Source organism: Sphingobium sp. LB126 (assembly GCF_002795205.1).
In the GTDB taxonomy this organism is placed as follows: domain Bacteria; phylum Pseudomonadota; class Alphaproteobacteria; order Sphingomonadales; family Sphingomonadaceae; genus Sphingobium; species Sphingobium chungbukense.
Genome location: NZ_NETV01000001.1, coordinates 1339166 through 1358647, shown reverse-complemented (window position 1 = coordinate 1358647; position 19482 = coordinate 1339166). Strand labels below are relative to the sequence as shown.

The window sequence follows — 19482 nt, the reverse complement described above, 5'->3', positions numbered from 1 at the left end:
GGGCGGCATGGGGCAGGTGACGAGCGGAGGCTTCCGCAACCTGTTTGTGCAAGCGCCTACCTTGCCCGGCCAGGCGGTGCATGACAGCCTGCCGGAAAGCGAAGAGGACCCGCTGGAGCAGGCACGCATAGAAGCCTTCGCCATGGGGTTCGATGAGGGGTGCCGGGTGACTGCGGACGCCAATACCGCCGATGCGCAGGCGCGCCAGCGGCTGGCAGAAGCGATGGAAATGCTGGCCCCCGCGCCGAGCGGGATGTTGTCGACCATGCTGTCCGCCACCGTGGTCCGGCTGGTCGAGCAGATTGTCGGCGAGGTCGAGATCGATATCGAACGGCTGCTCCAGCGCTGCGACAGCGTCGCAGCCTTCATCGAGGACAATGACGAGAAGAGCGCGCTGCACCTCCATCCCGAGGATATCGAACTGTTGGAAGGCGAGGCGGTCGGGGTGAAGCTGGTCGCGGACAAGGGGATGCAGCGCGGCTGCGTCCGGCTGGAAACGGCCGACGGCTGGGTCGAGGATGGGCCGGATGTGCGGCTGTCGCGGCTGCGCGCCTTGCTCGACGATATGGAGGGTAAGGCCTGATGATCAACACCGCGCTGGCCCAGGCGGAGGCGCTGTTCGACCATATGCAGGTGCAGAACCGTGCGCCTCGCCATGTCGGCCGGCTGGTCAGCCATGATGCGGGCATGCTGGAAGTCACCGGTTTCCGCCGTCCCATCGGCGCGGGCGCGCGGCTGATCGCATCGGACGGGACGGTCTGCCGGGCCGAAGTCGTGGGCTTTCGCGGCGACAAGACTTTGCTGGTGCCGCTCGACGCCGATGCGCCGCTGGAAAATGGCGCGCGGGTGGAGCCGGATAGCCAGGCGACCAAGGTGCAGGTGGGCGACGGCCTGATCGGTCGTGTCATCGACGCCATGGGCCAGCCGCTGGACCGCAAGGGGCCGATCATCGCGGGCGGAAGCTGGCCGCTCAACGGGGTCAAGGGCAATGTGCTCGACCGGGGGCGCGTCACCGAGCCTTTCGATCTGGGGGTTCGGGCCGTCAACGCGCTGCTGACCGCCGGGCGCGGCCAGCGCATCGCGATCATTGCGGGGTCGGGCGTCGGCAAGTCGGTGCTGATGGGCCAGATGATCCAGGGCGCCGAAGCCGACATCGTCGTCGCGGGCCTGATCGGGGAACGCGGCCGCGAGGTCAGCGACTTCCTGGAAACCAAGCTGAAGGGCGCGATGCACAAGAGCATCGTCGTCGCCGTGCCTGCCGATCATCCGCCGGTGCTGCGGCTGCGCGCCGCCGCTCGCGCGACCGCCATTGCCGAATATTTCCGCGCGCGGGGCAAGAAGGTGCTGCTGCTGATCGACAGCCTGACCCGCTGCGCCCATGCCCAGCGCGAGATCGGGCTGGCATTGGGCGAGCCGCCCGCGATGAAGGGCTATCCGCCCTCGGCTCTCGCGCTGATCCCGCGTCTGGTGGAGCGTGCCGGCGTCGATAGCCGCAGTGGCGGTTCGATCACTGCGCTCTACACCGTGCTGGCGGATGGCGACGATACCGACGATCCGATCGTCGACGCGGCCCGCGCCATTGTCGACGGGCATTTCGTGCTGTCGCGTCACCTGTCGGAACAGGCGATCTTCCCGGCCATCGATGTCGGCAAGTCCTTGTCGCGCGTCATGGCCGATGTGGTGCCGGACGAGCATCGCATGGCCGCTGCCTCCTATCGCCGCCTCTGGGCAGCCTACGAGGAAAATCGCGACCTCATCCTGATGGGCGCCTACCGGCCCGGCAATGATCCGGTGATCGACGAGGCGGTGCAGCGGCGGCAGGAAATCCTCGACTTCATCCGGCAGGATCAGAAGAGCTTCATCGACCTTGATACCAGCGCCAACGCCCTGATCGCCGAGTTCGGCGCATGAAGGGGGAAGTCGCCCGCCGCAATCGCGTGCTGCGCGTCCGCCATGTGCAGCATGCCATGGCGGTGGCCGAAACCGCCCGCGCGCGCGACGAGGCGGAGGGTATCGCCCGCAATGTCGAACGGCTGCGCAATGTGCGCAATGATCTTTTTTCGGGGCAGGGCATCGCAACTGGCGCGAATTTTGCAGCGATGCAGGAACTTGCCGGGCGGTTGGAACAGGCCGGGCGGCAACTGGATGGTGCGCTCTACGATGCGCGCCGCAAGGTGGAGGCCAAGGAAGGCCTGTCCCTCGCGGCCAATCGGGATCGCGAAATCGCCGTGAAGCTCAAGGATCGCGCACGCGCGGACCTGGAGGAATGGCGGGAGAATAAACTCGCGGCCCTGCCGCGCTATCGCCGGATGCAGAGGACAGGAGATGTCTGACGTGAACATGCTGACCAGCCTCAAGGCCTTGCTCTTTTCGTCGGCCTCGACGCAGATGCCCGCCGAGGGCGCGGGCGCCGTTCCGCCGGAGGGGGCGGTGGATTTTGCGAAGTTGCTGGATGGCACGATGGACGCCGCGCCGGAGATGCCGGGACTTCCGCAAGCGACCGCGCCGACCGTTGCGGCGGATGCCGTGGCGGTCGAAGGCACGGCATTGGACGGCGAAGGTCTCGCGCCTGCCAGACTCAATGGCGCCAAGGCCGAAGAGGGAGAGGCCGAAACGGTCCTTCCCTTGCCTTTCGGTTTGGCGAACGCCCTGAAGGCCGTGCAGAGCCATCGCAAGGAGACGCTGCCGCTGCCGCCTGGGCTTGCGAGGAAGACAGAGGCGCTCGCTGAGCCCGCAGCGCCCGCCGATGCGCTTCCAACGCCCGCCGTAGATGGCGAGCCTGTCGAAGAGGTCGCCGCGGAAACGCCCGCGCAGGTGGGCGAACCGGTGCCCGCGGTTGCCGAGAATGGCGCAGGCGAGGCGCAGGAAATGCCCGTCATTCTGCCTGGTGAGCAGCCCGAGGCAGCCCGCCCGGTCAAGGAGGCGAAGCTGGAACAAGCCGAGACTTTGCCTGAAACGCCTGTAACGACCCGACCGGATGAGCCGGTAAAGGCCGACGCCGATCGGGACCATGCCGATCGGACCGATAAGGACAAGCCGGAGGAAAGGGCCCAGGCCATGCCCTCGCCCGTTGTCGCAGCCGTGCAGACGCCGATGCCGCCAGCCGCTCCTGCGCAGCCATTGCCGACATCCGCGCGGCAGGGCGAGGCGGCAGCGGTGAAGCCGGATAGCGGCAAGAATCTGCCGGCAGAGGCGTTGATGCAGCCCGCGGCTGGCGAACAGATCATTTCCGCCGCGCCGACGTCGGCGTCAGCCGACCTTTCCCTTCCGGTGACTCCGCAGGGTGAGCGCCGTCCGGTGAAATCCGAAGCCATAGCCCTGCTGCAACTGGTGCGCGATCAGGTCGCTGGCCGCCAGCCGGGCATGCCGGTCCGCGCCGGGGAACCGGTCGCGGCGCGCGTCAAGAGCGGCCGCGCGGGCATTGCGGCGGAACTGGCCCCGGCCAATACCGCTCAGCCGGTCCCGACCGATGCTGCGTCGGTGCCGCCGCTCGCCCAGCCGTCCGCCGGTCCCGCGGTTCAAACGGCCGTCATCGCGCCGCCCACGGTGGACCTGTCCGCCAGCCTGGGCGCGCAGGTGGTGGACATGGGGGTTTCCGGCCAGTGGATCGATGGCCTCGCCCGCGAGATTGCCGGCCTTTCCGCCAATGGGGCACAGGGTCGATTCCAGATCAATGCCGATCAGCTTGGGCCCGTGCAGGTCGACATCCGTCATGGCAGCGACGGCGCGGCGGTCAGCCTGACCGTCGCCAGCGAGGCCGCCGAAATGGCGCTGCGCCAGGACAGTGATCGGTTGCGTCTTGACGCCAGCCTGTCCGCGGTGCGCATCGCCGAGGTGAAGATCGAGCGCGCGCCGCATGTCGCCGAAGCCGCGCGGGCGGACGGCGCGAGTCAGCAAGGCTCGCAGCAATCTTCCCAGACCCCCAATGGCTGGGCGAATAACGGCCAGAACATGGCGCAGTCCCAAGGGCAGGCGCACGGGCAAGCACAGGGGCAGGGTCGTTGGCGCGCGTCGGAAAATGGTGCTTTTTCCCCTAAAAATTCCGGCGATCCTGCCGTTCTCAACCCTGACGATGCGCGCCGGGCGAGCCATGACTCCCTGCGCGCGCGCTATGCCTGATTGAGACCGGGCCCGATCGAGACGGGGGATTTTCCATGAGTGACGACGCGAAGCCGAAGAAGAAAAAGGGTGGGGGCATGAAGATGATCCTGCTGATCGTCATTGCCATGGTGGTCGGCGGGGCGGGCGCCGCTGGCGGATTGTACGCCGCCGGTTTCTTCAGCCCGAAGGCGGAAGGGCCGAAGGAAGACCCCAACAAGCCCGTGCTTGTCCTGGCCGGCGAAAGCGCCGAGGAAGTCGCCAAGGCCCATGGCTATGCCGGCGGTGGCGGTGGCGAAGGCGGCGGCCATGAGGGCGGTAGCGGTGGTGGTCATGTCGCGTCCGGCGTCCATGTTCCGGCCAAGGGCATCGACCTGCCGACCCCAGCGAACCCGGCCGCCTATCAGGCGACCTATTTCCAGCTCCAGACCCCCTTCACCTCGAACATGTCCGACACGGACGCGTTCGCGCAGATATCGCTCGCCGTTTCGACCTATTACGACATTCGCGTTGTCGAGGCGATCAAGGCCCATGAGACGGCGATTCGCAGCCAGGTGCTGATGATGCTGGCCGAACAGCCGGTTGAGGCGCTCTCTACGCCGCAGGGCAAACGCGCGCTCCAGGGCAAGATCAAGGCCATCATTAACGACATTTTGAAGCAAAAGACGGGCTATGGCGGCGTCGATAACGTTTATTTTACCAATTTCGTTATTCAATAGGGCTGCCTGAACGTGCGGGAAGTCCCCCGCCCGGGACGGCAGGGGACCGAAATGACCGACGTTCAAGCCTACGCCTTCGGGCGGGGGGAATCGCAGGCGCCACTGATGCTGTCAGGGCTGGACCGGCTGGGCGAAAAGCTCGGCCGGCGTTTGCGCGCCCTGATCGAGCCGATTGCCGGCGTCCGTCCGCATATCGTCGCGCAGGATGCACGGGGGCTGGAATTCGGCGCCTGGAATGCCGAAGTGCCCGCTTCATCCAGCATCGGCGTCTATCGTCTTGCGCCGCTCAAGGGCCAGGTTCTGTTGCGGCTGGACGCGGCGATGATCTCGACGCTGGTCGACTGTTTCTATGGCGGCATCGGCAATCGGGCATTGCCAGCGCGCGGCGAGTTCACGCCGACCGAAGACAGGCTGATCGCGCGCATTTCCGATGGTTTCATGACCCGGCTGGTCGAATGCTGGGGCGATATGCTGGCGCTGGAGCCGGGCCTGATCGTACGCGAGGCGGGCGTCGGCTTTGCCGCCGCCGCGCAGCCGGGCGAGCAGGTTGTGCTGCAACGTTTCATGATCAGCATCAGCCGCGACGATGAATGGCCGGTCGATCTGCTGTTCCCGCTGGCCTCGCTGCGCGCGGTGGAGCCGCTGATGGGCGCAAGGGTACCGGTGGATGAGGCGCGGATCGATCCGGTCTGGCAGGCGCGCATCGCGTCGCGCATGAATGACATCCGCCTGCCCGCCCGCACCGTGCTGGCGCGCCCCCATCTGTCGCTGGCCGAACTGATGCAGCTCAAGGCCGGGGACGTCATTCCCGTTACCATCAACCGCAGCCTGCCGCTGATCGTGGGGGACCGCATCGTCGCCCATGGTTCGATCGGCGACCAGGACGGCCGCGCCGCATTCCAGATTGAAAAGCTTGCACAGGAACCCGGACAATGAGCGATATGAGTGAAGCCCCGCGCCTGGACGGCATCGGCGAGGACAGCGTCAGCCGCATGGTGAACAACCGGCAATTCCGCCTGCTGGCCGATATTCCGGTGCGCATGTCGGTGGAGGTCGGGTCGACCTCCCTGCGTCTGGCCGAGGTCATGGACCTGGCCGAAGGCAGCGTCGTGGAACTGGACCGCCAGGCCGATGATCTGCTCGACATCATGGTCAACGGCGCGCTGATCGCCAAGGGCGAGGTGGTGACGGTGAACGGCCGTTACGGCGTACGCATCGTGGAGATCGCGGCGACCGAAACCCGGTTGGCCGGGGTCGAACGGCGGGGGTGATTGCCAGAAACGGCGACCTTGCTGATTTACCGCTTGCCTTGCGCGCCATTATTGGCAGACCGCGTGACGGATTAACCATGAATTTGATCCGGTTCTGATGGAACCGGCCAAATCCATGAATTTTGGTTGCCGTGATTTCCGAGTCGCCAGATGAGGCCATCTACCTTGAAATCACTCTAGTCGCGAAAGCCCGTTCATGATCTGGTACTTCGTCAAGCTGCTGATCCTGTTGCCGCTGGTAGGGGGCATGGCCTTCGGTGCGCTGTGGCTGTGGCGCAAATATCAGCCCGGCATGATGGTCGGGCAGAACGACCGTTCCCTGAAAATATTGGAAGCGCTGCCTATGGGGACGTTCGGCAAGCTCGCCGTGGTGGAGTTCGAGGGCAAGAAGATATTGCTCTCCGTGACGCGCGGCCGGATCGAGAAGATCGCGGAAGGCGATACCGGCAATCTCGGGTCCTATCGTGCCGGGCGCTGAGTTGTTTCCCCTTGCCCGGCCTGTGACGGGGATGATGAAATGGGTCGCGGCGGCGTTTCTGATCGCGGCGTTGTTCACCGCCTTTCCCGCTTTCGCGCAGGCTGCGCCCGCTGCGCCCCCGCCTCTCGATAATGGCGGCGCGCTGACCCGCGCCATGGGGCAGATTTCGGGCGACGGCCGCTCGCTGTCGCTGTCCCTGCAAATCCTGATCCTCATGAGCCTGCTGACGGTGCTGCCGTCGCTGGTGCTGATGATGACCAGCTTCACCCGCATCATCATCGTGCTGTCGCTGCTGCGCCAGGCATTGGGCCTGCAACAGACGCCGCCCAATCAGGTGCTGGTGGGCCTGACCCTGTTCCTGTCGCTGTTCGTGATGCGGCCCTATGTCGACCAGATCAACGCGCAAGCCTTCGACCCCTATGGCAAGGGGCAGATTTCCATCGAGGAGGCGGTGGGCCGTTCGGGCAAGGTGCTGCACGGTTTCATGGCCAAGCAGACGCGCGAGACCGACCTCAAGTTGTTCGCCAATCTGGCCGAGGCGCCGGCGTTCAAGTCGCCCGCCGACATCCCCTTCTCCATCCTGCTGCCCGCCTTCGTGACGTCGGAACTGAAGACCGCGTTCCAGATCGGCTTCATGATCTTCCTGCCGTTCCTCATCATCGATCTGGTGGTCGCCTCCACGTTGATGGCGCTGGGCATGATGATGCTGTCGCCGACGATCATCTCCATGCCGTTCAAACTGTTGCTGTTCGTGCTGGTGGATGGCTGGGCGCTGACGATGGGGTCGCTTGCCGGCTCCTTCGCGACATGAGGCATGTTTCAATGAGATTGAACATGCCTCATGGTCTTTTGTTTGCCGCATTTTGCGAGCCGTCGGCTGTGCCAGCCGACTTCAAAATGCTCTAGGGAGGCCCGCAATGGAGAACGCCGATTTCTTCATGGGGCTGGCGCAGCAGGCGCTGTGGATCACGGCGCTGGCGGCAGCGCCTATCCTGATTCCGGCGCTGGTCGCGGGCGTGCTGATCGGCATGATCCAGGCGGCGACCTCGATTAACGAACAGACTTTGGCCTTCATTCCCAAGATCATCGTTGTCGGCGCGATGCTGGTGCTGTTCGGTGGCTCCATCATGGTGCTGATCGCCGATTTCACGCGCGAGATTTTCGAGCGCATACCGGACCTGCTGCAATGATCGCGCCGGGCTTCGCCAATGTCGAGGTCCAGCTCTGGATCTGGCTGATCGCCATGATCCGTCCCGGCGCGGCCTTCATGGCGGCGCCCATTTTCGGCGCGCCTGCCGTCCCGCTGCAACTGCGCCTGATCCTGTCGCTGGCGCTGGGCATGGCGGCGCTCAACAGCGTGCATATCGTGCTGCCGCAGGACGGCGTCGCCAGTTTCGAAGGCATCATGCTGGTCGCGGGCGAGGTGCTGGCGGGCCTGGCCATGGGTTTTGCCGTGCAGATCGGCTATGCCGCCGCGCTGGTCGCGGGCGAAGCGATCGGCAATACGATGGGCCTCAATTTCGCGGCGATGGTCGATCCCTCATCGGGTCAGTCGACACAGGCGGTGGGTCAGTTCCTTTCCATCCTCGCCACCTTCCTGCTGCTGGCGATGGACGGGCATCTGATGCTGGTGAGCTTTGTCGTGCAAAGCTATCAGGCGATGCCGCCGGGCGGCGCGATGCTGAGCAATGATGCGGTCTGGCATCTGATCGAGTTCGGCGGCGCGCTGCTGGGCGCGGGCGTCATCATCGCGCTGCCGGTCGGTTTCGCGCTGGTGCTGGTGCAGATCGTCATGGGCATGCTGGCGCGCACCGCGCCCGCGCTCAACCTGTTCGCGGTCGGCATGCCGGTGGCGCTGATGGCGGGGCTGATCCTGCTGGCGGTCACCGCGCCGATCATGGGCGAGGGGATCACCGCCGCGCTGAAGGCCGGGCTGGACCAGGCCCAATATTTGTCGGAAGGGCGCTGAACCATGGCACAGAGCAATGGCGGCGGCGAAAAGACCGAAAAACCGACAGCCAAGAAGCTGAAGGATGCCGCGAAGAACGGCGACATTCTCCAGTCCCGCGATCTGGCGACGGCGCTGGTGGTGATGGCGGGCATCGGCTGCATCGCCGTTACCGGGCCTTCGGTCGTGGAGTCCTTGTCGGAGATGCTGATCGAGGCATTGCGTTTCCGGCGCGAGGATATCGTCAATTTCGCGCCCGCCGACCGGGGCTTTGCCCTGTTGTCGGGGATTGCGCTGCCAGTGGCGGGCATCTTGCTGGCGACATTGCTGGCCGCCATTGCCGGACCGGCACTGTTGGGGTCGCTCGGTTTCCGCCCCGGTGCCTTCGCGCCCAAGGCGTCGAAGCTCAATCCGGCCGCAGGCCTCAAGCGCATGTTCGGTATGCATGGGCTGATCGAACTGGTGAAGTCGATCGCCAAGGTATCGCTGCTGGGTGCGATCGGCGTGTGGATGATCTGGGACCGGATGACGGACATTGTCGGCCTGGGCAAGGCGGGGCTGGCGCCCGCCATGTCGGACCTGGGCAATATGTTCATCATGACATGCCTGGTGATGGCGGGCGGCCTGTTCCTGATCGCGGGCATCGACGTGCCGGCGCAGCTTATCCAGCGGTCCAAGCGGCTGGCGATGACCAAGCAGGAAATCAAGGACGAGCATAAGGAGAGCGAAGGCTCGCCCGAACTGAAAGGGCATATCCGCCGCAAGCAATATGAAGTGCTGAGCGGTTCGACCCGTAAGGCTGTGGCGGAAGCCAGCGTGATCATCACCAACCCGACGCATTTCGCCGTCGCCCTGCGCTACAAGCCGGGGCAGGACGCCGCGCCCGTCGTGGTGGCGCGGGGATGCGATGCCATTGCGGCGGCGATCCGCGAGTTGGCGGACCAGAATGGCGTGACGGTGCTGCAATATCCCGAGCTGGCGCGCGCCATCTACTTCACCTCGCGCGCCGGGCAGATCGTGAACGAGGGTCTTTATATGGCGGTCGCGACCGTGCTGGCCTTCGTCTTCCGGGTGGAGAATCGCTTGGGCAGCGAGATGGACCGGCCGTTCATCACCGTGCCGGACGATCTGCGCTTTGATGCGGATGGCAGGAAAATTACGTGATTTCATTGTGTTGAGAATGAATTTCGCAAAAATACGATGCTTAACTAAAGTTTAGGACTGATTGTCCGTATAATGTTGATGGGGACGCATTAAGATGGTGCGTCATGAACGACTATTTTTCGCGGAGCGATATTTCGCCGGTTGAACGCAGCGCTACCCGCGCGCCTTCGGCCGTGTCCGCCGTTCAGCCGGTTTCCTCCACATCCCAAACGGTTCGCCAGGGCCGTGGATCGTCTTCGCAGACAGCGCCCGACGATCAGCCCGGATCGGAAGACCGCATCGCCAGCAGCGCCGAATATGCCAAGGTGCATGCCCGCATCGCCGACATATTGGCGGAACTGCGCGTCCAGGGCACCACCGCCACCGTCCAGGGTGCAGCGGATGAAATCCAGTCGATGCTGCCTGCACCGCAAGTGCTCGTGCCGCTGCCGCCCGCTTCGAAGGAAGCCGTGGAAAGCACCATCCGCATCGCCAAGCGCATAGCCGAGCAGGCCGCCATTGCCCATGTCGCACAGGCCAATATCCGGCACGGAGCGGTCGATCAGGTCGTGACCATCGGCGGCTGATCTGCCCCCATTGAGTGCAGGCGCAATCCGTTTCCCGGCGCGTGGAAGCGGTCTTCCCACATGCTTTTTCCGCTCCCGCGCAAATCATTCCTAAAGGTCTTGGGCATAGGGCCGTTCTTGTATTTGAAAGGACGGCCCAATGACTTCGGTGAGCAGCAGCATCTTGACGGCGCTTGGCGCGGGATCGGGCATCGATACCGCCTCGCTCGTCTCCAGCCTGGTCAGCGCCGCCAAGGAGCCCAAGCAAGCGGCGATCACCAATCGCCAGACGCTGAACAGCGCGCGTATTTCCGCCCTGGCCTCCGCCTCCAGCTCGCTCGATACCTTTGCCGATGCGCTGAACAGCCTGCTTGCGGGCACCGGCTATTCGGGTACGCCAGCCTCCAACGACGCCAGCATCGCGTCCGTCAGCGCGCTGCCGGGCGGCACGCCGACCGGCCTTCCGGCGCAGATCGTCGTCAATCAGCTCGCTTCATCGAGGACCCTGGTTTCTGCGGTCAACGCCAATCAGGACGCGGCGCAAGGCGCGGCGGCCACTGTCGGCATCGGGGAATTGTCGCTGAAGGTCGGTACCGGCAATCCCGTTTCCATCACGATCACCGCGGCCAACAACAGCTATACGGGCCTGGCCGCCGCGATCAACGGTTCGGGGGCGGGCGTCACCGCGACCGTCGTCACGGACTCGCAGGGCACGCGGCTGATGCTCAAGGGGCCGACCGGTGCGGCGAACGATATCTCGCTGACCACGGTTTCCTCCACCACCGACGCGACGACGGGTGCGGACCTCTCCCAGTTCGCCTTCTCTGCGACGACACCGCCGGCGGGCAGCAGGATGAGTTCCGCCGCCCAGCCCAAGGATGCGATCATCCTGCTCGACGGGGTGGAGCAGCATTATGCCGGCAACACGATCGACAGCGCGATCCCCTTTTTGCGCATCGACCTGAACAAGGCCGCGCCGGGCACCAGCGTCACGCTCGCCACGACCGAGCCGACCACCTCCATGCGCGACCTGATGGTCGAGTTCGTCGACGCCTACAACACGTTGATGAAGGCGCTGAACACGGCGACCTCGACCGGCACGGACCAATCCAATGCGGGCGTGCTGAACGGCGAATCCTCGATCCGCGACATGAAGCGGCAATTGTCGGCAATGGTCTCGACGCAGCTTACCGCAACCGGTGCCTACAAGACGCTGAACGATCTGGGTATCAGCACCAATCGCGACGGCACGATCGCGCTCGACACGACGGCGCTGGACAAGGCGATCGCGGCCGACCCGACGGCGATCACACAGATGCTGAACCCGTCGGTCAAGACCGCGACCAATGCCGGGCTCGCCGGGCTGATGGACAGCGTGCGCGACAATATCCAGAAGACCGACGGCCCGCTCGCCTCCTCGCAGAGCAAGTATAAGGCGCTGGCGACCGATCTGGCCGGGCAGCTCGAGAAGCTCGACACCCAGATGACCGATTATCAGGAGCAGCTCACCAAGGTCTATTCGGCCATGGAAACCCGGCTGTCCGCCCTCAAGGCAACACAGAGCTATCTGACGCAGCAGGTGGCGCTGTGGACCAAAAGCAACAATTGATACAAAAGGGTCAGGAAGATCATGTTCTATAATCATGGCGGTTTCGGTGGCGCGGCGGCGCGGCGTTATGCGGCGGTTCATACCGGCAGCCGGATCGAGGGCGCGACGCCCCATGCGCTGGTCAAGGTGCTGTTCGACGAGCTGCTGCTGGCGCTGGACGCGACGGCTCTGGCCGAACGCAATGGCGACCGCCTGAAGGTGTCGGACAAGCAGGCCCGCGCGATGTCGATCCTGTTCGCACTCGAATCGAGCCTGGACTTCGACAAGGGCGGCGACATCGCCACTGGCCTGGCGCAAATCTATCGCGAGGCTCGTCGCTTGCTGCTGGCTGGCGCGAAAGAACATGATGCCGCCCCAGTGGATCAGGCCCGCGTCATGATCGGCGAGATCGCGGAGGCTTGGAACCAGATCGCGTAAGACATCCGTCATCCCGGCCTGCGCTGGGACGACGTTCATTGCATGGGGTTGCGCCATCAAAGGCGCGCCTGTATAGGCAGCGCTCGCAAAGGGCGGCCCGGCGGGGGCCGCCTTTTTGCGTTTCGGAAGTGTTTGCATCAGCCCAGAAAGGGAAGGACCATGTCGATTACGCCGCTCATGCCCGTTTACCCCCGGTGCGATGTACGCCCGGTCCGAGGCGAGGGCTGCTATCTGATCGGGGAGCGCGGTGAGCGCTATCTGGATTTCGCCAGCGGCATCGCGGTCAACCTGCTGGGCCATGGCCATCCCAAGCTGGTCAAGGCGATCGCGGATCAGGCCGCGACGCTGATGCACACATCGAACCTCTACGGCATGCCGCTGGGCGAGAAATTCGCGCAGCGTCTGGTCGACACGACCTTTGCCGATACGGTGTTCTTCACCAATTCGGGCGCCGAGGCCGTGGAATGCGCGATCAAGACCGCGCGCCGCTATCACTACGCCAATGGCGAGGCGCACCGGCACAAGATCGTGACCTTCGACAACGCTTTCCACGGGCGGACGCTGGGCACCATCTCCGCGACCAGCCAGCCCAAGATGCGCGACGGTTTCGAACCGCTGCTGCCCGGTTTCGACGTGGTGCCGTTCAATGACCTGGCGGCGGCCACTGCCGCGGTCGATGACGATACCGCCGCGATCATGCTGGAGCCGGTGCAGGGCGAGGGCGGCGTCACGCCTGCGACCCAGGATTTCCTTTCCGGCCTGCGCAAGCTGTGCGACGAGAAGGGGCTGCTGCTGATCCTCGACGAAGTGCAGTGCGGCTATGCCCGCACCGGCACCTTCTTCGCGCATGAGCAATATGGCCTGACGCCCGACATCATGGCGGTGGCCAAGGGGATCGGCGCGGGCTTCCCGCTGGGCGCCTGCCTCGCGACAGAGGAAGCGGCCAAGGGCATGGTGTTCGGCACCCATGGGTCGACCTATGGCGGCAATCCGCTGGCCATGGCGGTTGGCATGACCGTGCTCGACGAAGTGCTGGGCGAGGGTTTCCTCGACCATGTGAAGACCATCGGCGCGCGCCTGCGCTCGGCGCTGGAGCAGCTCATCCCCAATCACGACATGTTCGAGGATGTGCGTGGCATGGGGCTGATGCTGGGCGTCAAGATGAAGGACAGCTACGACGCCCGCGCTTTCGTGGCGCATCTGCGCGACCATCATGGCCTGCTGACCGTGTCGGCGGGGCAGAATGTCGTGCGCATCCTGCCGCCGCTCGTGATCGAGGAAAGCCACGTCGCCGAGTGCATTGAAAGGCTTTCGGCCGGGGCGCGCAGCTTTGGGGACGCGGACGCGGCCTGACACCGGACATCCTCCTCCGTTCGCGCGAAACGAACGGAGGGTGGAAGTGGGGGTTATCATGACCAGACATTTTCTGAATCTTTCTGATGCCGGTGGCGATGCGATCGCCGCCATGATTGCCGACGCCATCGATCGGAAGGCCGCGCGCCTGGGGCAACCCAAGGGCAAGGCCGATGCGGATTCGCCGCTGGCCGGGCATACGCTGGCGATGATCTTCGAGAAGAATTCGACCCGGACCCGCGTATCGTTCGATATGGCGATCCGCCAATTGGGCGGCACGTCGCTGATCCTGGACGGCGCGACCAGCCAGCTCGGACGCGGAGAAACCGTTGCCGACACGGCGCGGGTGCTCAGCCGCATGTGCGACGCCATCATGATCCGCACCGACGATCATGCGAAGATCGAGGAAATGGCGCATCATGCCAGCGTTCCGGTGATCAACGGTCTCACTGACCTGTCGCATCCCTGCCAGATCGTCGCGGACCTGCTGACCGTGGTGGAACATGGCGTGGCGCTGCCGGGCAGCCAGTGGGCCTGGCTCGGCGATGGCAACAACGTCCTCCATTCGATCGTCGAGGCGGCGGGCCTGATGAAGTTCGATGTGCGGATTGCGGTGCCCGAAGGCTATGATCCCGACCCGTCTTTCGAAGCCGAAGCCCGCGCGCGGGGCGCGCAGATCATCCACAGCCGCGATCCGCAGGCGGCGGTGGCGGGCGCCGATATCGTCGTCACCGACACCTGGATCTCCATGGGCCAATCCCATGCCGAGGAAAAGCTGGCGGCGATGATGCCTTATCAGGTGACGCCCGAACTGATGGCGCTGGCCAGGCCGACGGCGAAATTCCTGCACTGCCTGCCCGCCCATCGCGGCGAGGAAGTGGTGGAGGCGGTGATCGACGGCCCGCAATCAGTGATCTGGGACGAGGCGGAAAACCGCATCCATGCGCAGAAGTCGGTGCTGCTCTGGGCGCTGGGCCGTCTTGGTTGAGTTTGGCCCGAGCCATCCTATCTAAGCGCCTTTGCAGCATGGGCCCGCAGGAATGCGGGCCGCACGGAGCCTGATTTGACCTCTTCCGCCTCTCTCGACCAGGCCCTTGGCTTCACCATCCCCTCGCGCCATGCGCGCGGGCGGATCGTGCGGCTGGGGCCGGTCCTCGACGATGTTCTGGCCGCCCATGCCTATCCGCCGCAGATCGAGCGGCTGCTGGCCTCCGCGCTGGTGCTGGCGGCGCTGCTCGGCACGACGCTCAAGGATGCGGGTGGACAGCTGACCCTTCAGGCGCAGACCGAAAATGGCGTCGTCAGCCTGCTGGTGGCCGATTACAAGGGTGGCGAAGTGCGCGGCTATGCCAAGTTCGACGCCGACCGGCTGGCCGAACTCGGCCCCGATCCGACGCTGTTCGGGCTGTTCGGTAAGGGCTATCTGGCCATCACCTTCGATCAGGCGGTGAGCGGCGAGCGTTATCAGGGGATCGTGCCGCTGGACGGCGAATCGCTGGCGGACGCCGCGGAGCATTATTTCTTCCAGTCCGAACAGATCCCCAGCATCATACAGATCGCCACCCGCCATGATGCGGGCGAGGGATGTCTGGCGGCGGGCCTGCTGCTCCAGCACCTGCCCGAGGGCGAGGTCGGGCGCGAGCGGCTGCATGTCCGCCACGACCACCCGGAATGGGAGCATGTGCAGGCGCTGGCGCACACGCTGAAGGACGCGGAACTGACCGATCGCGACCTGCCGCTGGCCGACATCGTGTGGCGGCTGTTCCATGAAGAGGATGAGGTGCGCGTCACCGATCCGACGGTGCTCAGCAAGGGTTGCCGCTGCGATCTCGGTCATATCCGCAGCGTCATCGGCCGCTTCCCGGCCGCCGAGCGGGCGGAAATGGCCGACGATCAGGGGATCATAGGCGTCGATTGCGCTTTCTGCTCACGGCTCTTTCCGGTGGCGCTCGACAGCTTCGGATAGAGGCTGGCCGCACCATTATGGCCGGTCGATTCGGTTCCGCTATCAAATTGCCGCAATTCATGGGCAAGAGAGATGCGGGTTCGCGCATGATCGGTGTGGGGGATCGGTATGACGGCAGGACGGTGCGCCCTTGGGGCGGCCTTGGCGATGATGATGGCGATAGCGCCTGCCGTTCAGGCGGCGGCCCCTTTGCCGCGCCTGCCCAAGGGGCTGGAAACGGGCGAGTGGGAATTGCGCGAGCGGGGAACGGACGGCGCAGTGCGCAGGATATGCGTCGCCCATCTGAACCAGCTTTTGCAAAGCCGCCATGCGGGCAATAGCTGCAAGAGCTTCACCGTGAGCGAAACGCAGAGGCGGCTGGTCGTTACCTATGAATGCGGCGCCGCGGGCAATGGGCGGACCGACCTTCGCATCGAAACCGCGCGGCTGGTCCAGATCCAGTCGCAGGGCATCGCCAGGGGCGCGCCGTTCGATTTTTCGCTGGAGGGGCGATGGGTAGGGGCCTGCCATTAGGCGCCACCGGCTTGCGTTGACGCGCCCGGAAGGGTAGCGCGGCGCTTATGGTTGCCAATAGCGGAAAATTTGCCGTCGTCCTGCTGTCCGGCGGACTCGACTCCATGGTCGCGGGGGGCCTCGCGCGAGAGGCCGGTTATCATGTGTTCGCGCTCTCGATCGATTATAATCAGCGCCATCGTCTGGAATTGCAGGCGGCGGGGCGGATCGCTTCCGCGCTCAACGCGATTTCGCATATCGTGCTGCCGCTGGACCTTACGGCATTTGGCGGGTCGGCACTGACCGCCGACATCGCCGTGCCGAAAGGCGGGGTCGGGCCGGGTATTCCGGTGACCTATGTGCCCGCGCGCAACACCATCTTCCTGTCGCTGACCCTGGGGCTGGCAGAGGTGTCGGGGGCGAGCGATGTGTTCATCGGCGTCAATGCACTCGATTATTCGGGCTATCCCGACTGCCGCCCGGAGTTCATCGAGGCGTTCCAGAAAATGGCGGCGCTGGCCACCAAGGCGGGGGTGGAGGGGCATCCGATCCGCATCAACGCGCCGCTCCAGCATATGAGCAAGGCCGATATCGTGCGCGAAGCGCACCGGCTTGGGCTGGACGCCGGGCTGAGCTGGTCCTGCTATGACCCAACGCCCGACGGCAAGCATTGCGGCCAGTGTGATAGCTGCCGCCTGCGGTCGAAGGGTTTCGTGGAGGCCGGCCTGCCCGACCCCACCATCTATGCGGTGAAGCCCTGACGCCATGAGCTATGCCGTCAAGGAGATGTTCCTGACCCTGCAGGGCGAGGGCGTGCACGCCGGACGGCGGGCGGTGTTCATGCGTTTTGCCGGCTGCAACCTCTGGTCCGGGCGGGAGCAGGACCGGGCAAGCGCGATCTGCCGGTTCTGCGACACGGACTTTGTCGGCACGGACGGCGATGGCGGCGGCAGGTTCGCCGATGCCGATGGTCTGGCCGATGCGGCGCTGGCCTTTTGGGGCGAGGGGTGGGAGGGGCGCTATATCGTACTCACCGGCGGGGAGCCGATGCTTCAGATCGACGACGGTCTGGTTGATGCGCTGCATGCGCGGGGTTTCGCCATCGCGATTGAGAGCAACGGCACCCTGCCCGCGCATCCGGGGCTGGACTGGGTCTGTATCAGCCCCAAGGCCGGCAGCGAGGTGGTGCAGCGCAGCGGCAATGAATTGAAGCTGGTCTGGCCGCAGCCGGGACAGGGGCACAGCCTGGCCGATGTCGAGGAGATGGAAGGCTGGGCGTTCGACCATCTGCTGGTGCAGCCGCTGGACGATCCGAATGCGGTGCGCAATGCCCAGGCGGCGGTCGATCTGGTGATGGACCGGCCGCGCTGGCGGCTAAGCCTTCAGTCGCACAAATATCTGGGATTGCGATAACGGGGTGGATTCCACCCGATCCCCACCAACATCCGACATCCGCTCACGGCCGATCACCGCCGCCAGTCTCTCAGGGTTGCGCGCCGGTCTTCTGGTTCCAGGCGATCTGGCAGGCGGGTAGCATCTTGCCCTTCTTCCAGCATTTGGGATCGAAGGAAGGCAGCGTCAGCGAATAGCTGCGGCCCGGATCGCCGTAAAATTGCTCGCCCGCCAGGATCAGCGACTTCTTGATCGATCCCAGGCCGTTGCGGGCCACTTCGTTGAGCGTCCCGCGCTGGGCGAAGATCGCCTGCCGTCCGACCAGCGCCGCCGCTTGGCAGAAGCCGCGTTGCGCCTGTACCGTCGAATAGCCCGAATAGATGCGCGTGCCATATTGGTCCGATGCCATCTGGCCCGGCTTGCCCTTGCCCACGGTGCGCTGGAAATAGCCGAGGATGCCGGCCTGCGCCGAATCCAGTTCCGCGTCATGATGGGCGATCATGGCATTGTAGTTGCTGATCGACAGCAGGGTCGGTTCGAACTGGCATTGAAGCGCGGCGACATTCAGCGCCGCGCGCAGGTTCCACACCAGTCCCGCCTTGATCTCCGCCGGGGTCGCCCCGGGCAGGCCCAGCGCGGTCGCCGCTTCCGCATCGGTCAGCGGGGGTGTCGAAAAATCGGGCGGGGACCAGAAGAATTGCGCTGCCGCCGGTTGTGTCAGCAGCGGTGATGCCAGCACAGCCAATCCCAAGGCGGCCAGTCCCAGGGCGGACCTGGGCGCGGTGGAACGGCCAATGGAACGGAAATTCATCGAAACCCCTCTTTGAAACGAGCGATGCGCACTATCTGTCGGCCGTCTGTATCACGCCTGAACGCGGACGCCAGCTTATTGATCCGAAAGCACTTCCGTATCGGGGGCTGACTTTTCCGCGCTCTCATTCTTCGCCGGGGCGGGCGAGCTGGCATTGTCGCTGCGGTTGGCGGGCAGCGCCAGCGCGGTGCCTTCGCTCTGTACCCCGTCCAGATCCGTCATGGCATCGGTGGCGGTGCCGTCCACCACCTCCATATGGTTCATGGGAACAGCGGTGCTGTTCTTTTCCTTACCGCCGCAAGCCCCAAGGGCGATGCAGCCCGATAAAATCAGCGTCGTATAAACCATCTTCGCGTCAAGGCGCATCCGGGTCTCCATCAAGCCTGTTTCAGCATGCCCGGTAGCCCCCCACCTGGCGAAAGCCGTGACCCTAGCGGCCTGTCCCGCATTGCTCAACCCCCGTGGAGCCATCCGGTCCGCACCGCCGCAATCGGCTGATAAAGGCTGGGAAATGCGCGTAAAGCGCAGCGTCCAGATCGGCCATCGACGCTTTTACGCCCAGGGCGGCTATGCTGGTCACGGGATATTCGGCCAGGCCGCACGGCACGATGCCTCCGAAATGGGACAGGTCGGGATCGACATTGATCGAAAAGCCGTGAAGTGTGATCCAGCGCCGCACCCGGATGCCGAGGGCGCCGATCTTTGCCTCCCGGCCTTGCAGGTCGTCTGTCCAGATGCCGATGCGTCCCTCCGCGCGGCGGGCGGCGATGCCGAGGTCGCCCAAGGCGTCGATCATCCAGCCTTCCAGATGATGGACGAAATTGCGCACATCCTTGCCCCGTTCCCGCAGGTCGATGTTGAGATAGCCGATGCGCTGGCCAGGACCATGATAGGTATAACGTCCGCCGCGCCCGGCGGCATGCACCGGAAAGCGCGGGTCGAGCAGTTCGGCCGGATCGGCGCTGGTGCCCGCGGTGTAGAGCGGTGGATGTTCCAGCAGCCAGACCCGTTCGCCGGCTTGCCCTTCGAAGATCGCCGCCGCCCGTGCCTCCATGTCCGCCAATGCGGCAGGGTAATCCATTGGGGCGATTTCGATGCGCCATTCCATGGCTGGTTCCAGAGGCGGGGACGACATGGGGCTTCCTTGACTTGGGCAGAGCGAGCGATCAAGTCTCCTCCGCGATTTTTGAATAGCTTCACATTTTAGAGTGTTTCATGG

At 64.8% G+C, this 19482-nt stretch carries 24 protein-coding genes; 21 read left to right on the top strand and 3 right to left on the bottom strand.

The window, feature by feature from the left end; all coding sequences use genetic code 11:
- Positions 1–7: 7 nt before the first annotated feature.
- From CAF53_RS06660 to queE, 21 genes are all read left to right on the top strand, one after another.
- Positions 8–583 carry a FliH/SctL family protein gene (locus CAF53_RS06660; RefSeq protein ID WP_197707442.1) on the top strand — a complete coding sequence of 192 codons (576 nt, stop codon included), beginning with the start codon at positions 8–10 and terminating at the stop codon, positions 581–583.
- The gene (locus CAF53_RS06655) at positions 583–1911 is read left to right on the top strand and encodes a FliI/YscN family ATPase (protein WP_100237652.1); all 1329 of its coding nucleotides are present in this window, start codon (positions 583–585) and stop codon (positions 1909–1911) included. The genes CAF53_RS06660 and CAF53_RS06655 overlap by 1 nt, the downstream gene beginning before the upstream one ends.
- The gene (locus tag CAF53_RS06650) at positions 1908–2333 is read left to right on the top strand and encodes a hypothetical protein (protein WP_046761922.1); all 426 of its coding nucleotides are present in this window, start codon (positions 1908–1910) and stop codon (positions 2331–2333) included. Before CAF53_RS06655 ends, CAF53_RS06650 begins: the two co-directional genes overlap by 4 nt.
- Positions 2326–4119 carry a flagellar hook-length control protein FliK gene (locus tag CAF53_RS06645; protein ID WP_100237651.1) on the top strand — a complete coding sequence of 598 codons (1794 nt, stop codon included), beginning with the start codon at positions 2326–2328 and terminating at the stop codon, positions 4117–4119. Before CAF53_RS06650 ends, CAF53_RS06645 begins: the two co-directional genes overlap by 8 nt.
- 35 nt (positions 4120–4154) lie before the next feature.
- The gene (locus tag CAF53_RS06640; RefSeq protein WP_046761920.1) at positions 4155–4817 is read left to right on the top strand and encodes a flagellar basal body-associated FliL family protein; all 663 of its coding nucleotides are present in this window, start codon (positions 4155–4157) and stop codon (positions 4815–4817) included.
- Between the two features lie 51 nt (positions 4818–4868).
- Positions 4869–5753 (top strand): FliM/FliN family flagellar motor switch protein, encoded by an 885-nt coding sequence (locus CAF53_RS06635; RefSeq protein WP_100237650.1) that lies wholly within the window; start codon positions 4869–4871, stop codon positions 5751–5753.
- Positions 5750–6088, top strand: a complete 339-nt coding sequence (gene fliN / locus CAF53_RS06630) for a flagellar motor switch protein FliN (protein WP_046761918.1) — start codon at positions 5750–5752, stop codon at positions 6086–6088. Before CAF53_RS06635 ends, fliN begins: the two co-directional genes overlap by 4 nt.
- Positions 6089–6284: 196 nt before the next feature.
- Positions 6285–6566 carry a flagellar biosynthetic protein FliO gene (locus CAF53_RS06625; RefSeq protein WP_046761917.1) on the top strand — a complete coding sequence of 94 codons (282 nt, stop codon included), beginning with the start codon at positions 6285–6287 and terminating at the stop codon, positions 6564–6566.
- A gap of 31 nt (positions 6567–6597) precedes the next feature.
- On the top strand, positions 6598–7377 hold the full coding sequence (fliP, locus tag CAF53_RS06620) for a flagellar type III secretion system pore protein FliP (RefSeq protein WP_046762567.1): 780 nt from the start codon (positions 6598–6600) through the stop codon (positions 7375–7377).
- Between the two features lie 106 nt (positions 7378–7483).
- The gene (gene fliQ, locus CAF53_RS06615; RefSeq protein WP_046761916.1) at positions 7484–7756 is read left to right on the top strand and encodes a flagellar biosynthesis protein FliQ; all 273 of its coding nucleotides are present in this window, start codon (positions 7484–7486) and stop codon (positions 7754–7756) included.
- Complete coding sequence (fliR, locus tag CAF53_RS06610; protein WP_100237649.1) at positions 7753–8535, top strand: flagellar biosynthetic protein FliR; 783 nt, start codon at positions 7753–7755, stop codon at positions 8533–8535. The genes fliQ and fliR overlap by 4 nt, the downstream gene beginning before the upstream one ends.
- A gap of 3 nt (positions 8536–8538) precedes the next feature.
- Positions 8539–9678, top strand: coding sequence for a flagellar type III secretion system protein FlhB (locus tag CAF53_RS06605; protein WP_100237648.1), 1140 nt, complete (start codon positions 8539–8541; stop codon positions 9676–9678).
- Positions 9679–9782: 104 nt separating this feature from the next.
- On the top strand, positions 9783–10244 hold the full coding sequence (locus tag CAF53_RS06600) for a hypothetical protein (RefSeq protein ID WP_100237647.1): 462 nt from the start codon (positions 9783–9785) through the stop codon (positions 10242–10244).
- 139 nt (positions 10245–10383) lie between these two features.
- Positions 10384–11832, top strand: coding sequence for a flagellar filament capping protein FliD (gene fliD, locus CAF53_RS06595; protein ID WP_100237646.1), 1449 nt, complete (start codon positions 10384–10386; stop codon positions 11830–11832).
- A 21-nt stretch (positions 11833–11853) separates the two neighbouring features.
- Complete coding sequence (locus tag CAF53_RS06590) at positions 11854–12249, top strand: flagellar protein FliS (protein WP_046761911.1); 396 nt, start codon at positions 11854–11856, stop codon at positions 12247–12249.
- Positions 12250–12408: 159 nt separating this feature from the next.
- Entirely contained in the window at positions 12409–13602 is a 1194-nt protein-coding gene (locus CAF53_RS06585) for an aspartate aminotransferase family protein (protein ID WP_100237645.1), read from the top strand.
- Between the two features lie 58 nt (positions 13603–13660).
- Positions 13661–14590, top strand: coding sequence for an ornithine carbamoyltransferase (argF, locus tag CAF53_RS06580; RefSeq protein WP_100237644.1), 930 nt, complete (start codon positions 13661–13663; stop codon positions 14588–14590).
- A gap of 75 nt (positions 14591–14665) precedes the next feature.
- Positions 14666–15568 carry an Hsp33 family molecular chaperone HslO gene (locus CAF53_RS06575; protein WP_100237643.1) on the top strand — a complete coding sequence of 301 codons (903 nt, stop codon included), beginning with the start codon at positions 14666–14668 and terminating at the stop codon, positions 15566–15568.
- 108 nt (positions 15569–15676) lie between these two features.
- A complete protein-coding gene (locus CAF53_RS06570; protein WP_100237642.1) occupies positions 15677–16081 on the top strand; it encodes a DUF3617 family protein in 405 nt (134 codons plus the stop codon).
- A gap of 47 nt (positions 16082–16128) precedes the next feature.
- On the top strand, positions 16129–16821 hold the full coding sequence (queC, locus tag CAF53_RS06565) for a 7-cyano-7-deazaguanine synthase QueC (protein ID WP_046761906.1): 693 nt from the start codon (positions 16129–16131) through the stop codon (positions 16819–16821).
- 4 nt (positions 16822–16825) lie between these two features.
- A complete protein-coding gene (gene queE, locus CAF53_RS06560; RefSeq protein ID WP_100237641.1) occupies positions 16826–17473 on the top strand; it encodes a 7-carboxy-7-deazaguanine synthase in 648 nt (215 codons plus the stop codon).
- A 70-nt stretch (positions 17474–17543) separates the two neighbouring features.
- On the opposite strand, the gene CAF53_RS06555 is transcribed toward queE, so the two are convergent.
- The 3 genes from CAF53_RS06555 to lipB all read right to left on the bottom strand — a co-directional run bounded on the left by CAF53_RS06555 (position 17544) and on the right by lipB (position 19398).
- Complete coding sequence (locus CAF53_RS06555) at positions 17544–18263, bottom strand: hypothetical protein (protein WP_100237640.1); 720 nt, start codon at positions 18261–18263, stop codon at positions 17544–17546.
- A gap of 75 nt (positions 18264–18338) precedes the next feature.
- A complete protein-coding gene (locus tag CAF53_RS06550; protein WP_100238718.1) occupies positions 18339–18629 on the bottom strand; it encodes a hypothetical protein in 291 nt (96 codons plus the stop codon).
- A gap of 64 nt (positions 18630–18693) precedes the next feature.
- Positions 18694–19398, bottom strand: a complete 705-nt coding sequence (lipB, locus tag CAF53_RS06545; protein WP_100237639.1) for a lipoyl(octanoyl) transferase LipB — start codon at positions 19396–19398, stop codon at positions 18694–18696.
- Positions 19399–19482: the final 84 nt, after the last annotated feature.

Bases quoted from the DNA above. Each gene is read 5' to 3' on its own strand.
- CAF53_RS06660 (WP_197707442.1), top strand. From the start codon at position 8: ATGGGGCAGGTGACGAGCGGAGGCTTCCGCAACCTGTTTGTGCAAGCG.
- CAF53_RS06655 (WP_100237652.1), top strand. From the start codon at position 583: ATGATCAACACCGCGCTGGCCCAGGCGGAGGCGCTGTTCGACCATATG.
- CAF53_RS06650 (WP_046761922.1), top strand. From the start codon at position 1,908: ATGAAGGGGGAAGTCGCCCGCCGCAATCGCGTGCTGCGCGTCCGCCAT.
- CAF53_RS06645 (WP_100237651.1), top strand. From the start codon at position 2,326: ATGTCTGACGTGAACATGCTGACCAGCCTCAAGGCCTTGCTCTTTTCG.
- CAF53_RS06640 (WP_046761920.1), top strand. From the start codon at position 4,155: ATGAGTGACGACGCGAAGCCGAAGAAGAAAAAGGGTGGGGGCATGAAG.
- CAF53_RS06635 (WP_100237650.1), top strand. From the start codon at position 4,869: ATGACCGACGTTCAAGCCTACGCCTTCGGGCGGGGGGAATCGCAGGCG.
- fliN (WP_046761918.1), top strand. From the start codon at position 5,750: ATGAGCGATATGAGTGAAGCCCCGCGCCTGGACGGCATCGGCGAGGAC.
- CAF53_RS06625 (WP_046761917.1), top strand. From the start codon at position 6,285: ATGATCTGGTACTTCGTCAAGCTGCTGATCCTGTTGCCGCTGGTAGGG.
- fliP (WP_046762567.1), top strand. From the start codon at position 6,598: ATGATGAAATGGGTCGCGGCGGCGTTTCTGATCGCGGCGTTGTTCACC.
- fliQ (WP_046761916.1), top strand. From the start codon at position 7,484: ATGGAGAACGCCGATTTCTTCATGGGGCTGGCGCAGCAGGCGCTGTGG.
- fliR (WP_100237649.1), top strand. From the start codon at position 7,753: ATGATCGCGCCGGGCTTCGCCAATGTCGAGGTCCAGCTCTGGATCTGG.
- CAF53_RS06605 (WP_100237648.1), top strand. From the start codon at position 8,539: ATGGCACAGAGCAATGGCGGCGGCGAAAAGACCGAAAAACCGACAGCC.
- CAF53_RS06600 (WP_100237647.1), top strand. From the start codon at position 9,783: ATGAACGACTATTTTTCGCGGAGCGATATTTCGCCGGTTGAACGCAGC.
- fliD (WP_100237646.1), top strand. From the start codon at position 10,384: ATGACTTCGGTGAGCAGCAGCATCTTGACGGCGCTTGGCGCGGGATCG.
- CAF53_RS06590 (WP_046761911.1), top strand. From the start codon at position 11,854: ATGTTCTATAATCATGGCGGTTTCGGTGGCGCGGCGGCGCGGCGTTAT.
- CAF53_RS06585 (WP_100237645.1), top strand. From the start codon at position 12,409: ATGTCGATTACGCCGCTCATGCCCGTTTACCCCCGGTGCGATGTACGC.
- argF (WP_100237644.1), top strand. From the start codon at position 13,661: ATGACCAGACATTTTCTGAATCTTTCTGATGCCGGTGGCGATGCGATC.
- CAF53_RS06570 (WP_100237642.1), top strand. From the start codon at position 15,677: ATGACGGCAGGACGGTGCGCCCTTGGGGCGGCCTTGGCGATGATGATG.
- queC (WP_046761906.1), top strand. From the start codon at position 16,129: ATGGTTGCCAATAGCGGAAAATTTGCCGTCGTCCTGCTGTCCGGCGGA.
- queE (WP_100237641.1), top strand. From the start codon at position 16,826: ATGAGCTATGCCGTCAAGGAGATGTTCCTGACCCTGCAGGGCGAGGGC.
- CAF53_RS06555 (WP_100237640.1), bottom strand. From the start codon at position 18,263: ATGAATTTCCGTTCCATTGGCCGTTCCACCGCGCCCAGGTCCGCCCTG.
- CAF53_RS06550 (WP_100238718.1), bottom strand. From the start codon at position 18,629: ATGCGCCTTGACGCGAAGATGGTTTATACGACGCTGATTTTATCGGGC.
- lipB (WP_100237639.1), bottom strand. From the start codon at position 19,398: ATGTCGTCCCCGCCTCTGGAACCAGCCATGGAATGGCGCATCGAAATC.